This window comes from Sphingomonas sp. 22176, assembly GCF_052045505.1.
GTDB lineage: Bacteria > Pseudomonadota > Alphaproteobacteria > Sphingomonadales > Sphingomonadaceae > Sphingomonas.
In genome coordinates, this window is sequence record NZ_JBQEPL010000009.1 from 1 (window position 1) to 14,148 (window position 14,148).

At 62.4% G+C, this 14,148-nt stretch carries 10 protein-coding genes and 1 pseudogene; 7 read left to right on the forward strand and 4 right to left on the reverse strand.

Annotated features, from left to right (window positions below; all coding sequences use genetic code 11):
- Positions 1 to 5: 5 nt before the first annotated feature.
- The 3 genes and pseudogenes from ACTJKY_RS19460 to ACTJKY_RS19470 form a co-directional block, all read left to right on the forward strand.
- A pseudogene (locus ACTJKY_RS19460) lies at positions 6 to 1,025 on the forward strand (glycoside hydrolase family 43 protein); the annotation flags it as partial.
- Positions 1,026 to 1,326: 301 nt separating this feature from the next.
- Entirely contained in the window at positions 1,327 to 4,179 is a 2,853-nt protein-coding gene (locus tag ACTJKY_RS19465; protein WP_440847295.1) for a TonB-dependent receptor, read from the forward strand.
- A 56-nt stretch (positions 4,180 to 4,235) separates the two neighbouring features.
- Positions 4,236 to 5,321 carry an arabinan endo-1,5-alpha-L-arabinosidase gene (locus ACTJKY_RS19470; RefSeq protein ID WP_440847752.1) on the forward strand — a complete coding sequence of 362 codons (1,086 nt, stop codon included), beginning with the start codon at positions 4,236 to 4,238 and terminating at the stop codon, positions 5,319 to 5,321.
- A gap of 596 nt (positions 5,322 to 5,917) precedes the next feature.
- On the opposite strand, the gene ACTJKY_RS19475 is transcribed toward ACTJKY_RS19470, so the two are convergent.
- Positions 5,918 to 6,676 carry a FadR/GntR family transcriptional regulator gene (locus ACTJKY_RS19475; RefSeq protein ID WP_440847753.1) on the reverse strand — a complete coding sequence of 253 codons (759 nt, stop codon included), beginning with the start codon at positions 6,674 to 6,676 and terminating at the stop codon, positions 5,918 to 5,920.
- Between the two features lie 294 nt (positions 6,677 to 6,970).
- Here ACTJKY_RS19475 and araD1 point away from each other — a divergent pair, with 294 nt between their 5' ends.
- The 4 genes from araD1 (at position 6,971) to ACTJKY_RS19495 (ending at position 11,664) form a co-directional block, all read left to right on the forward strand.
- Complete coding sequence (gene araD1, locus ACTJKY_RS19480; RefSeq protein WP_440847754.1) at positions 6,971 to 7,963, forward strand: AraD1 family protein; 993 nt, start codon at positions 6,971 to 6,973, stop codon at positions 7,961 to 7,963.
- Complete coding sequence (locus tag ACTJKY_RS19485) at positions 7,963 to 8,889, forward strand: Gfo/Idh/MocA family protein (RefSeq protein ID WP_440847755.1); 927 nt, start codon at positions 7,963 to 7,965, stop codon at positions 8,887 to 8,889. Before araD1 ends, ACTJKY_RS19485 begins: the two co-directional genes overlap by 1 nt.
- A 194-nt stretch (positions 8,890 to 9,083) precedes the next feature.
- Complete coding sequence (locus ACTJKY_RS19490; RefSeq protein ID WP_440847871.1) at positions 9,084 to 10,553, forward strand: alpha-N-arabinofuranosidase; 1,470 nt, start codon at positions 9,084 to 9,086, stop codon at positions 10,551 to 10,553.
- A 70-nt stretch (positions 10,554 to 10,623) separates the two neighbouring features.
- On the forward strand, positions 10,624 to 11,664 hold the full coding sequence (locus tag ACTJKY_RS19495) for an arabinan endo-1,5-alpha-L-arabinosidase (RefSeq protein WP_440847872.1): 1,041 nt from the start codon (positions 10,624 to 10,626) through the stop codon (positions 11,662 to 11,664).
- A gap of 186 nt (positions 11,665 to 11,850) precedes the next feature.
- Here ACTJKY_RS19495 and ACTJKY_RS19500 read toward each other — a convergent pair whose 3' ends face one another.
- The 3 genes from ACTJKY_RS19500 to ACTJKY_RS19510 form a co-directional block, all read right to left on the reverse strand.
- A complete protein-coding gene (locus tag ACTJKY_RS19500; RefSeq protein WP_440847756.1) occupies positions 11,851 to 11,979 on the reverse strand; it encodes a GFA family protein in 129 nt (42 codons plus the stop codon).
- Between the two features lie 248 nt (positions 11,980 to 12,227).
- Complete coding sequence (locus ACTJKY_RS19505) at positions 12,228 to 13,253, reverse strand: serine hydrolase domain-containing protein (RefSeq protein ID WP_440847757.1); 1,026 nt, start codon at positions 13,251 to 13,253, stop codon at positions 12,228 to 12,230.
- A complete protein-coding gene (locus tag ACTJKY_RS19510) occupies positions 13,250 to 14,107 on the reverse strand; it encodes a helix-turn-helix transcriptional regulator (protein WP_440847758.1) in 858 nt (285 codons plus the stop codon). Before ACTJKY_RS19510 ends, ACTJKY_RS19505 begins: the two co-directional genes overlap by 4 nt.
- Between the last annotated feature and the right edge of the window lie 41 nt (positions 14,108 to 14,148).

Consider the following 14,148-nt stretch of genomic DNA (forward strand, 5'->3'; position numbering starts at 1 on the left):
ACCTGATGCTTACCCGACGTTTCTTCCTGGCTGGCGCTGCCGCCGCCTCGGCGACCCCCGCACTGGGCCGGGCCGCGACGCCGACCATCGTCAACCCGGTTGTGCGCCAGCGTGCGGATGCGCAGGTGTTCCGCCACACCGACGGTTGGTACTACATGACCGGATCGGTGCCCGAATATGATCGGCTGGTACTGCGCCGCTCGCGTACGCTTGCCGGCCTGTCGAACGCGCCCGAACGCGTGCTGTGGCGCCATCAGGCCAGCGGACCGATGTCGGGCTTTCTCTGGGCGCCGGAACTGCATCTCGTCGACGGCAAATGGGTGATGTATTTTGCTGCCGGCCCCAGCGGTGGTGGCGAGGACGTGTTCCGCATCCGGACCTATGCGGTGGTGTGCGACGGCCATGATCCGATGACGGGCAACTGGTCGGTGCTCGGCCAGCTTCAGACCCCGTGGGACAGCTTCAACCTGGATTCCACCAGCTTCGTCCACAAGGGCCGGCGCTATCTGGCCTGGGCGCAGCGCGAGCCGGGCATCGACACCAATTCGAACCTCTACCTCGCCCCGCTCGCCTCGGCGCTGACCCTAGCGGCGAAGCCGGTCCGGCTGTCGGTGCCGACGCTCGACTGGGAAATCCGCGGGTTCAAGGTGAACGAGGCTCCGGCGGTGCTCGCCCGCAACGGCAAGCTGTTCCTGACCTATTCGGCAAGCGCGACCGATTCGCGCTATTGCCTGGGGATGCTTACCTGCCGCGCCGACGCGGACCTGATGGAGGCGGCCAACTGGTCGAAGTCGCCGGTCCCGGTCTTCAAGACGTCGGCTGAGCACAAGATTTTCGGCCCGGGCCACAACAGCTTCACTGTCGACGAGCGTGGCCGCGACGTGCTGGTCTACCATGCCCGCGACTATGACCACATCCAGGGCGACCCACTGTTCGACCCCAACCGCCACACGCGGATGCAGTATTTCCGCTACGCGGCCGACGGCACGCCGGTCTTCGGTACGCCGGTAGCGAACGGTCCCCTGCGGCGCAGCTAAATGCGCAGCGCTTCGGCTCCGGCCTGCGCCGGAGTCGAGGCGCGCCCGCATTACTCTGATAAATGTGACTCCTGATGGTGCGCTCGGGCCGCGAGATTGCGTGGTTTCGGGCCGTTATCGCTAACTATGTGGCAAATTTGCAACTTCTTCGCTGAAATATGCCGGACTAATAGCGTACAACCACACGTCGGCGCTTGCTGCGTACACGCATCCTGATATCCAAAAGTCCGAGTAATGGCGCCACAAGAGCGCTGTCTTAGTGAACCTTTAGTCGTGGGGAGGATACCAGATGGTGTCGAAATTGCTGTTTCTGGCTTCGGTTTCCGTAGCGTCGATCGCGATCAGCGGTCAGGCGGAAGCGCAGGCCAACCTCGTTTCCGGCGGGGATGCGCAGCAGCAGGCCGGGGCACCGCAGGACCCGGTAGCCGACGAGATCGTCGTCACCGGCGTGCGCGCCTCGATCGTCGGTGCGCTCAACCGCCGCCGCGAATCCACCCAGATCGTCGACTCAATCGTGGCCGAGGACGTCGGCAAACTGCCCGACAACAACGTGGTCGAGGCGCTCCAGCGCGTCACCGGCATCCAGGTCACCGATCGTGGCCAGGGCGAAGCCGCCGGCATCCAGATCCGCGGTCTGCCCGACGCGCTGACCACACTCAACGGGCGCAACATCTTCACGGCGGCCGGCCAGTCCTTCTCGCTGCAGGACGTCTCGGCGAACCTCATCCAGCGCGTCGATGTCTACAAGACCCGCGCGGCCGATCAGATCGAGACCGGCCTTGCCGGCCAGGTCGATGTGGTGACGCGCCGTCCGTTCGACTTCAAGGGCCTCGCCGTCTCCGCGCTGGCTCGCGGGATCTACGACCAGGAAGCGGACAAGATCAATCCGAACGCCGCGCTGCTGATCAGCGATCGGTGGGAAACCGGCATCGGCGATGTCGGCCTGCTGGTGAACGGCAGCTACACCCGCTCCAAGTTCCGCACCATGTCGGCCACGGCCGGCGCGTTCGTGCCGTTTGCGACGCTCAACCCGCCGGCCGGCACGGGCCTCACCGGCTTCCAGCGCATCTTCCCGGCGGCGACCGACCCGAAGACCGGCGCGTTCCTCTCGGGTCCAGGCGTTGGCGACTGGCAGGTCGGCACCCAGACGGGCCTGCCCACCGCGGTCGGATCGACCCTGCCGGTCAACGGCATCGCGACGCCCTATTGGCTGTCGCGCGACGCGGTGTTCAGCTCGGACCTGTACGGCAAGCGCGAGCGCCCCTCGGCCAATGCGGCATTCCAATGGGCGCCGAACAGCAGCTCGGTCTACACCGCCGAGATATTCTATTCGGGCTTTCGCGGCGAGACCTATAACAGCCTGCAGTTCAGCTTCGTCGATTTCTGGGGCAATCCGCAGGCCCCGACGCTGTATGACGGCACCAACATCGTGAAGTCGCGCGTGGCGAACAGCGTCTACGGCTTCAACAGCGGCGACTATACCCGCAGCCAGACCGACAGCTTCGTCTATGCGCTGAACGGCAAGTGGGACCTGGGCAGCCGCGGCGGCATCGTCGCCGACCTCGCCTACCAGACCAGCACGTACAAGACCGCCTTCTTCGCGATGCGCACGGACCGGGTAGCGAACCAGATCACCGCCGACTTCAACGGCGGCGGCGGCATCCCTTCCTATCATTTCGACAATGATGCGGCGCTGGCCGATCCGAGCGTGTGGAACGTCGCCCAGCTCTACGACAACGCCAATCGCGACAAGGGCAGCGCCTTCACCGCCACGCTCGACGGCCATTACGGCTGGGACGAGGGCTTCCTCCGCCAGATCAAGGCCGGCTTCCGCTTCGATGATCGCAAGGCCTCGAGCGACGTGCGCACCGCCGATGCCGCCAATCTGGGCCGTCCGCTCTCCACCCTGCCGGCCGGGGCGAGCTTCACCAATTCGGACTTCTTCGAAGGCCGCGGCGACGTGCCGACCAGCTGGGTGACGGCCAACGGCTATTACAACTATGCCCATGCCGACGAGATCCGGAAGCTCTACGGGCTCAAGACCTCCGACCAGCTGACGATGACGCGGGTGTTCGACGTCGAGGAAAAGACCACCGCCGCCTATGTCCAGGCCGACGGCCAGCTGACCATCTTCGGTCGGCCGCTCAATCTCCAGGCCGGCGTGCGCTATGTCGCGGTGGATACCGACGCGGTTTTCGTCGATCGCTTCAACAACGGCGCGATCTCGCGCGCCTCGCCGGGATCGGACCGCTTCCTGCCCAGCTTCACCGCGCGCTACGACATCCTGCCGAACCTGCGCGCCCGCTTCAATTACGGCCAGACGCTGCGGCGGCCGAACTTCGGCGACATCAACCCGAACTATTCGCTGACCGGCGACCTCACCAATGTCGGCTATGGCAGCGGTTCGGCGGGCACGGCGGGCCTCCAGCCGACCACGTCGAAAAACTATGACGCGGCGCTCGAATGGTATCTCGGCCGCAACAGCGCGATCACCGTCACCGGCTTCCGCCGCGACATCCAGGGGCTGGTGGTGCCGGTGAGCCAGCTGGAGTTCATCCCGAACAACGGCATCGTCGCGGGCGCCACCAACAACTTCGTGATCAGCCGCCCGGCCAATGCCTCGAACGGCGTGCTCAAGGGCGTGGAAGTGGGGCTCACCTATTTCCCGACCTATCTGCCCTCGTTCCTCGATGGCCTGGGCTTCCAGGGCAGCCTGACGGTGCTGGACTCGAGCCAGAACGTGCCGATCTACGACAATGGCGGCAAGAAGATCGGCGAGCAGCAGTCGAGCTTCTTCGGCGTCTCCGACTTCTCGTACAACGCCACGCTCGCCTATGATAAGGGCCCGATCGGCGCGCGACTTTCCTATGTGTACCGTAACGCCTGGCAGGTGCGAAACGAGTCGCGACTGTTCGCCAACCCGCTGGGCGTGTGGCGCCGGGCCGAGGCCAGCCTCGATCTCCAGCTGACCGCGCGGATCACCGATCGCCTGGGCCTGACATTCGACGCGGTGAACCTGACGCGCACCAAGCAGCAGGAATATTACCGCTTCGGCGATGTCGGCGACAAGGATCGCTTCAACCTAGGCACGGTGCTGATCCCGCGCACCTTTGCGATCGGGGCCCGCTACAGCTTCAACTGATCTCCTGACGGGCGGGCCCAACGGCCCGCCCGCTTTGCATTCGGAAGGAATTGCCCGTGAAGCGCATCTCGCCGCTCGCGCTGCTGCTCGCCTCGGCCTGTGGCGGCAACGACAGCCCGCCGCCCGCCTCGGTCGTCGTCGTGCCCGCCGCGACGCCGACGCCCAGTCCGACGCCAGCGCCCACACCGGCCCCGACAGCCAGCCCGACGCCGACCCCGATCGCGCTCAGCGGCGCGGTCAGCCCGGTGCACGATCCCTCGATCCTGAAGGACGGCGACAGCTATTACCTGTTCACCACCGGCAATGCCGGGGATCCGGAGGGGCTGCTGGCGTTGCGCACGGCGCCGGATATGCGCGCCTGGACGTTGCGCGGCGGCAGCTACCTCGCGTTGCCCGACTGGGCGCGCACCGCGGTTCCGGGCGCAACCGGCATGTGGGCACCGGACATCTCGAAGGTCGGCAGCCAGTATCGCCTCTATTATTCGGTTTCGACCTTCGGCAAGAACCAGTCCGCGATCGGCCTGGCCACCGCGACCAAGATCGATCCGGCGGCACCGGCCGCCAACTGGGTCGATCAGGGCCCAGTGATCCAGTCGCAGACGACCGACGATTTCAACGCGATCGATCCGATGGCCTTTGCCGATGCCGACGGCCGTTCGTGGCTGGTATTCGGCAGTTTCTGGTCCGGCATCAAGCTGATCCGCATCGACCCCGCGACCGGCCTGCGCCTTGCCGGCGATTCGGCACCACGGGCGCTCGCGCAGCGGCCTGCCCCGGACGCGGTCGAAGCTTCGTACATCATCCGCCACGGCAGCTATTACTATCTGTTCGTATCGTTCGATTCCTGCTGCCAGGGGGCGGCGAGCACCTACAACACCGTCGTCGGGCGCGCCTCGGCACCGGACGGCCCCTATGTCGATCGCGACGGGCGGGCGATGATGCAGGGCGGCGGCACGGTGGTGCTCACCAACGGCCAAGGCGACGGCAGTCGTTTCGTCGGCCGCGGCGGCGCGTCGATCCTCCAGCAGAGCGACGGCGACTATATCGTCTACCACGCCTATGACCGGCAGCAGAACGGCACCCCCACGCTGCAGATTCAGAAGCTGAGCTGGGGGAACGATGGCTGGCCGGCGACAAGCTGAGGCGGCGCCTCTTCGGACAGGCCGAATAAGAACGGCTTCACAGCCGCTGGTCTGTCGTTTCGGCGCGGCGTTCAAGGTTGAGCGTTCGCGCTCAACTCTGGATTGCTGCGATCGGTGGCTGGACGCCCAGTATGGCGATCAGGCGTTTGAAGTATAGGCCGCGACAGGGAGGTTGACCTCCGTTTCAACGTAGAGAGTTTCATCGCGATCTTGGAGGAGCAAGAGGCAGGCGGCCACGGGCGCTCGGGTAGGAAAACGCCGGGTTGAAGAAGCTGCTCGGCGAAGCGATGCTGGACCACGTGGTGCTGAGGATCTGGCGTCAAATATATGGAGACGCTCGACGCGAAGCGCGAAGCGGTCGTCCATGCTCTTGCATGTCACGGCCTAAGCGAGCTTCCCCTTGCTCCCGGTGGAGCGCCAGACCCACGGGGGGACGAGCTCCCTCCCCACCTCTTCATGTCACCACCGCATCAAACGGGCGTTCAAGCGTCAAACGATTGCCCTTAGCGACCGATGGTCCGCCCGTTTTCTTCGGGCCGAAAGCGGTTCGATATTTGCCGGAGTATAGAGACGTTCGTTGCAATGAATTGCAGCTCCTACCGCTCGCTGACACAGAGCTGCCTCAAGCCCGCAAAGTCGATTTCCGCCATCGCTGAATCGACGAGGTTCTGCATGGCCCGACCAGCTTCAAGCGCGTTGCCTTTAGCTACCGCTTCATACACAAGATTGTGGTCGGTGATCGGATCGATGGATAAACTTTGCGCATGCTGACCAAGTGCAGTCGTGCCGACAATCACAGCGTCGATGCTGGGCCCCAAAGCGATAAATACTTCATTTTTCGACGCCAGGACAATTAACCGGTGGAAATCTCGATGCGCTATGCGCCCGGCATCACTAGCTAGTGGTTGCCTGCGCATCTCCATTAGCGCAGCCTGGAGATCCTGTAGATCCTGGCGACTCCTACGTTGTGCGGCCACTTGGGCGGCGGCTGGTGCAATAATTTTGCGGAGTTCCGATAAATCAAATAGCAGTTGCAGGTCAACGGGGCCGGAAGATGCCCAGATGAGCACGTCCTGATCAAGCAGGTTCCACCGCTTTCTCGGCAGCACTCGTGTTCCGTCGCGAGTTCGAGCCTCCACAAGCCCTTTCGCGGCAAGAACCTTTACCACCTCACGATAAGTGGAACGCGATACCTTCAGAGTGTCAGAATTGATGATTTCCCCTCCTAGTCGTTCTCCCGGTTTGACCTTCCCCCGCAGTATACCCGTACCAAGCTTGCGCGCAATTGCGGCACGAACCCGGTGAATGGTCGGGACACGAACACCATCGTCAGCCCATTTCTCAGAGTCGTCCACTTCGCAGACCCTTTGGCTTGTAGTCGTTCGGCTAATCCGCAACGTAACCGTTGCGCCTCTGCGCAGCCTCTGCGTGACAGGCGGATAACGGATATTGCCTATCCCGAGCAACCATAATATGTCCGAGTAAAGGTGGGGTAGCAAGCCTCTAAGTCGTAACGCTACAGCGATCTGGATCGCTGGCCAGTGTGCAATTGTGTTCGCCAAGGTGCCGGCGCCCCACTTGCGAAGTGCTTCGAAGCAGGAGCTTAGGGGGCAAGTGAGCGCCCAAAGGTTGACAGGAAGGATAGAAAGGTGAGCTTACGCCTCTTGCAGCGCCGAGGTGAGGACGGGTCCCTCGGTGTAGTTGCCGCCAGTGACAACCATGCCGCCCTCGTTCCAGGAATCAGGAGTGTGCGAGAGTTGGCGTTGCACGCCATCCGTTCGGGCTGCGGATTGGCGGAAGTTGTCCGAGAGGTTGGTATTGGTGCTGCGATTGACCTGAGGGCGGAGTTCGAAGCAGGCCGCCTTGTTTCTCCGATAAGTCACGAAGATCCAGCGCATTTGCTCATGTCAGGAACGGGCTTAACCCACCTCGGATCTGCCGTGGGTCGGGACAAGATGCATCGTGATGCGGCGGTGGAGGAGAAGCCTACCGATTCCATGCGAATGTTTCTCGACGGTTTGGAGAGGGGCAAGCCTGCTGATGGCGAGATCGGGCAGCAACCCGAGTGGTTCTACAAGGGCGACGGGTCGCAGCTGGTGAGCCCCGGTCAACCATTGACGATGCCGGCGTTCGCGCAAGATGGCGGCGAAGAGCCGGAGCTCGCAGGTGTCTACCTGATCGGATTAGACGGCACGCCGCATCGCTTGGGTTTTTGCCTCGCCAACGAGTTCAGCGATCACGTCACGGAACGACACAATTATCTATGGCTCGCTCATTCTAAGCTCCGCCAGGCGGCGCTGGGACCTGAACTGCTGGTCGGCGCGCCCCCCCGGGATGTGCGCGGAGTAAGCCGCATCGTTCGCGATGGCGCTACGTTGTGGGAAAAGCCGTTCCTTCTCGGAGAGGAGAATATGTCGCATAGCCTTGCCAACCTAGAGTATCACTATTTCAAGTATTCCCAGTTCCGGCGGCCAGGGGATGTTCACGTTCATTTCTTCGGTACCGCAACGCTCTCCTTCAGCGACGGCATTGCCACGCGGGAGGGCGACGTGTTTGAAATCGAAGCTGCGCCGTTCACGCTGCCGCTGCGCAACCCGCTGGCACGCGAAGGCACGCCAATGGTTGCGGTGAAGGCACTCTGATGGCCGATCCGATCAAGATCGCGATCGTGGGGCTTGGGAAAATCGCGCACGATCAGCATCTGCCATCGATCAGGGCAAACTGCGCCTTCAATCTTGTGGCTACCGTGAGTTCGCGCAACGAGTCGATCAACAAGCTGCCGCACTTCGAGACATTAGGCGAATTGCTCGCTGCGGACGTTGCGATTGATGCGGTGGCGCTCTGCACGCCGCCACAGGTCCGCTACACGCTGGCTGCTCAGGCGATCGCTGCGGGCAAACATGTTTTCCTCGAGAAGCCTCCCGGTGCGACGCTCGCGGAAGTTGCGCTGCTCGACCGGAACGCAGAAGCGGCCGGCGTCACTCTGTTCGCGAGTTGGCATTCGCGGTACGCGGGAGGAGTCGCGCAGGCGCGGCATTGGCTGAGCGAACGCAACGTCAAACGCGCCTCGATCGTGTGGCGGGAGGATGTTCGCGTCTGGCATCCGGGGCAGGACTGGATCTGGGAGCCAGGGGGGCTGGGCGTGTTCGATCCCGGAATCAATGCGCTGTCGATTGCAACGCATATTCTTCCGCCCTTCTTCCTGACAAGCGCAAGGCTATCGCTGCCGGCGAATCGCGCCGCGCCTATCGCGGCCGACCTGCAGTTCGAGACGGGAGACGGAACACCGGTGCACATGGACCTCGATTGGCGCCAGACGGGCCCGCAAAGCTGGGACATCATTGTCGAGACGGATGGCGGCACCTTGACCTTGGCAAAGGGCGGCGCAGTGTTGACCACGCCTGAAGGCACGCAGGCCGGAGAGGATCGCGAATATGCGGGCCTGTACGCGCATTTCGCGGAGTTGGTACGTGACGGCGTGCGCGACGTCGACACCGCTCCGCTCCAACTGGTCGCCGATGCGTTTCTGCGCGGGCACCGCGAGACTGTTGACGAATTTCACGACTGAAGGCGGGCTCTGACCGCTTCGCGCAACTGGCTGCGGCGTCCTAAACTGACGATGGCAGAACCGTAAGATGGGAGAGAAGGATGTTTGGAAGGTTACGCCGCACGATGCTCGCAATATTGCTGTCGAGCACGCCACTGGCAGCCACCGCCCAGACCTCGCCGACACGAGCGCAGCCCCCTGCCGCTGGTACAGTGATGGCAGAGGTGGAGGCGGATCCCGCCGCCCCTACCTATGATCGGCGCATCTTCACACAGTTTGCGGAGCATCTGGGTAACGGCATCTATGGCGGGCTGTGGGTCGGCAGGGACTCCAAGATCCCGAATACGAACGGCTTCCGCAACGATGTGGTGGCAGCGCTGCGTGCCCTGGCAGTGCCCGTAGTCCGCTGGCCCGGCGGCTGCTTCGCCGACGAGTACCATTGGCGCGAGGGCATCGGTCCGCAGAAACAGCGCCCGGTCAAGGTCAATACGCATTGGGGTGGCGTGACGGAGCCGAATGAAGTGGGCACGCATGAGTTCTTCGAACTGCTTCGCCAGCTAAACGCCGAAGCGTATGTTGCCGGGAATGTCGGTAACGGCACCGCGCGCGAGATGGCGGAATGGGTTGAGTATATGACGGCACCCGCCGGATCGCTTGCCGAAGAGCGTGCAAAGAACGGCCACAAGGCGCCTTGGGCGGTTCCGTATTTCGGCATCGGCAACGAGTTGTGGGGGTGTGGCGGCAACATGCGGCCGGAGTTCGCCGCCGATGAAACGCGGCGCTACGCGACCTTCATCAAGGCACCGGCCGGCACCAAGATTCTGAAGATCGCGGCCGGCGCGAATGTCGACGATTATCGCTGGACCGAAACCATGATGCGAGAGGCCGCGCCCCTGCTCGACGCGCTGTCGCTCCATTACTACACGCTTCCACAGGGCGGCTGGCCGCCCAAGGCCGACCCCGTCAATTTCGATGAATCCGGCTGGGCCGATGCGCTGGCAGGTGCTTGGCACATGGACGAACTGATTACCAAACACAGTGCAATCATGGACAAATATGATCCGCAAAAGCGAGTGTTTTTGGCAGTGGACGAATGGGGCGCCTGGTATGCGCAGGATCCCGGTACTCACCCGGGTTTCCTGCGCCAGCAGAACACGCTTCGCGACGCGCTTATTGCTTCCATCCATCTCGACATCTTCGCCAAGCATGCGGATCGCGTTCGGATGAGCGCGATTGCGCAGATGGTGAACGTGCTGCAGGCGATGATTCTGACGGACGGCAGCAAGATGGTGCTAACGCCCACCTACCACGTCTTTGAAATGTACAAGCCGTGGCAGGACGCCAAGCTGTTGCCGATGAAGATCGATGCACCATGGTACCACAAGAATTCGTTCGTGATGCCGGCCGTCAGCGGCTCTGCGGTCCGCAGCAAAGACGGCCGCGTGCATATCGGCCTGTCCAACCTTGATCCCAACCGGTCAAACACGGTTACGGTAACGCTGAACGGAGTGGTCGTCACCAACGTCTCTGGACGGGTGCTGACCGCGCCGGCAATGACTGCGCACAACAGCTTCGAAGCACCGGAAACGGTAAAGCCTGCTCAATTCGGCGGCGCACAACTGAGCGGCAGCACGCTCCGCGTCACGCTGCCCGCCAAGTCGGTCGTGGTGCTAGACCTGCAATAAGGCTGCGCAAAGCCCCAGGCGCATGCGCCGCGCGCCGAGTTTCTGTTTTCTCTCCTGGAGGTCTCTTATGATGCTCTTTGGTCTGCTGCCCGCCGCTTGCCTGCTGATGGTGACCAATGCCGCCCTCGCTCAGGTGACCACGGCCCCTGGGACCACGATCAATGCACAGCTCACCGGCGATCTGGTGCCGACGCATGATCCGGTAATCGCGCGCGAGGGTGACACCTATCACGTGTTCTCGACCGGTCACGGCAATCGCCTGGTGGAGACCAGAACCTCCAAGGATCTGATCCATTGGACTGCCGGCCCGCCTGTGTTCACCACCATGCCGGACTGGGCTACCAAGGCGGTTCCAGGCGCTGGGGGCATGTGGGCACCCGACATCAGTTTCGCGGGCGGACGCTGGCGCCTATACTATTCGGTCTCGACCTTCGGATCGAACCGCTCAGCGATCGGTTTGGCGACCAACGCCACCCTCGATCCTAGGTCCCCTTCCTTCAAATGGCGCGACGAAGGGCTGGTGGTGCAGTCTTTTCCGTCCGATGATTTCAACGCGATTGATCCGAATTTCGTTACCGACGCACATGGGCAGCATTGGCTGACGCTCGGTAGCTTCTGGAGTGGCATCAAGCTCTTCAAGCTGGATTCGACAACGGGCAAACCGGCAGATGCTAAGACAAAACCCTATTCGCTAGCGCGGCGGCCGGCACCTGCAGGCGGTCCGGCACCTGTCGAGGCGCCGTTCATCGTGCCGCATGGCGGCTTCTATTACCTGCTCGTGTCCTACGACTATTGCTGCAAGGGCGTTAACAGTACCTACTACACGGTGATCGGGCGGGCCGAGAAGATTACCGGCCCTTATCTCGGCAAGGATGGCAGCAAGCTGATGGAGGGCGGCGGTACGATCTTCCTGCGTGCCGATCTGCAAGAACAGCAGCGCTTCCGCGGCCCCGGTCATCCGGGCTGGCTGCATGACAAGGATGGGCACGACTATGTCGTCTATCACGCGTACGATCGAGAAAAGGACGGTGCGCCAACGCTGCGTATCGCCTCGGTGCGCTGGGGCACGGACGGTTGGCCCGTCGCAGAAACTTCAGGAGAATCAAAGTGACCAACACAAATTGTCGTCTCTTCCGAGACTTGGCGCCTATAAGCGGGATACGCTGTATGCGAGAGATGTGATTCATCTTGCACGTTGGCCTCGACGTATGCCGCTGTTGGCGCTCGCCATCCTACAGGGCCTAATGGCGAGCGCAGCCAAGGGCACCATGACACGCGCGTAGAAGGCGGTACCCGTCTACTTCTGGCAACGATGGCAATGGCAGATGCGCACGTTCAGCGGCGCAGGGTCGGTGCTATAGCGACAAGCGCCACAGAGGCAGCGCTCTCGATCATCGCTGGACCATTCAGGAGGCAATATACACAATCAGCGACGATTTTGGAGCGTCGGATTGTACAAAGAGCTACCGCTTGGCATTTCCAGATATTCAATCCTCCGCGAGAACCGGCGTAGAGGTGCCCGTCAAATAGCGCGGCGAGGTTGCCGCCATATGGTGCGCATTCAAACCAGTGTGCTTTGCGACAGTCAGCCGTCCTGGCCATCCTTCGTTTTTGGGAAGACGTGAAAATACCCGCTAGGATAGCCTATCTTTTCACGCGGATCCATATCGCGCGTCACGAAGGCTGGTCCGCCGAAAGGATTGCTTGCAGGATCGCTTGCGAACGCCTTTGTCCATAACCGTGGCCATAGGCGCTGGAGGTGATGGCGACTACCATGTGGTGGCTGGGGATCACATATATCTTGTTGCCGCCATTGCCCGACGCGAAGGAGACTGGGACCGGCTTGCCGCCGATCTGCTGGACCTTGGAATACCAGAAATAGCCGTAGCCATCGGCATAAGGGTCGTTCCGGGATATGGCGACCTTGGGGGCCAGAGCGGATCGTATCCAGCTCGCGCTGACGATCCGCCGGCCATGATACACGCCGTCCCCGCGCACCATCTCACCGATCGTTGCGAACTCGCGGGTGGTGAGAGACAGATTGCCTTGGCCCTTGGTGAAACCGGCGGCATCCGACGCCCACTGCCAGCGACGAATGCCAAGAGGTGCGAACAGCGACCTTCGAGCAAAATCGTCCAGCGAGCGTCCGGTCGCCTTCGTCACGACGATACCGGCGGTGTAGGCCGTGAGCGAATTGTAGCGATACCTCGATCCGGGCCGATCGACGCGGGGTATTGAGCGCAGAAAGGCCAAGGGATCGGGTGCCACATCGAGCTTGTCCTCATTGCCGGGCGACGCCGGGTCTTCATCGAACGCGGCCAGTCCGGACCGCATCGTGAGGACGTTCGCGAGGCTGACATCGCCGATCGCACTGCCGCGGGCCTCAGGCCAATAGGTGGCTACGGTATCGTCTACGCTGCGTATCTTGCCCCGATCGATCGCTATGCCCACGAGCAGCGCTGTGACGCTCTTCCCGGCCGAGCGGATGTCGTGGAGGTCGTTCGCCGTCTCGCCGTTATAGTAGCGCTCCGCAACGACACGTCCGTTGCGCAGCACGACGACGCCGCGCAAGTCGGGATGTTCGTCATGATCGAAAGAGGTTAGAACAGCGTCAAAGGACGGGTTAATTTGCGATGACGGAGAGGCAGCACACAGCGCGATGCCTCCAAGGACGATGACGGCAGCTTTAGGGAAGATCACGACCAAGGTTCCTGAAGAAAGGTAGCATCGTCCTGACGTAGGTTGCCGTCCGTGTCTTGTATCCGCGCAACATGGCGCGACTTGCGCCACTGAGCGGGGGTGGTGTCGAAGCGGGACCGGAACGTCCGAGTGAGGTGGGCTTGATCGACGAAGCCGGCTGCCTGGGCGATATCGGCAAGCGAAGCGACGCCCCTCCCGAGCATGGCCGCCGCACGTTCCAGTCGATGACCACGCAGGTACTCGCCGGGGGAACAGCCGAGAAAGCGTCGAAACACCCGAGCCAGGTGGACAGGGTGGACTCCTACGTCCGAGGCGACCGACGCTACCGACAGGTCGGGATCGTTGCTGGTGAAGATCTTCTCCACCGCACGGTTCAGCCAGCTTGGCGGACGACTTGCGGCTCGTGCTTCGTCCGATGACAATGGGGATACGATGGCATGAAGCTGCAAAGCGCAGGCTTCGAGCGTGAATAGCGAAGCACCGTCAAACTGTTGCGCGAGGTGGTGGGCAAGTCGATACGCATAGGGGTCGCGCAAGCAAAGCGCAGCGGCTTCGCGACTTGTCCCGCCGGAGATTGCGAGGAAGCGCCCCCTACCACCGTGAAAGCGATCCTGATGGGTGGTGCCGGGTGGGTTATAAATTAGGACTGGCGTGTCGGACACCATCGGAGCGCCTGCGGCTGACGACATATAGCCGCCGGCCAGCACCAGCACGAAGTGAGCTTCGTCATGGCTGTGTTGCCGAACTTCTTCTTCGGGCGGATTTGCCGTTAGCGCATGAAAGCTGAACCCGCCGGCGTGCCTGCCCTCCGGGCCACTTCCCCAGAAATCCGTCTTTCCTCGCCTGAGAACCATATTACAGGTCTGCACCAATTCGGGTAGTCGACACCACCGAC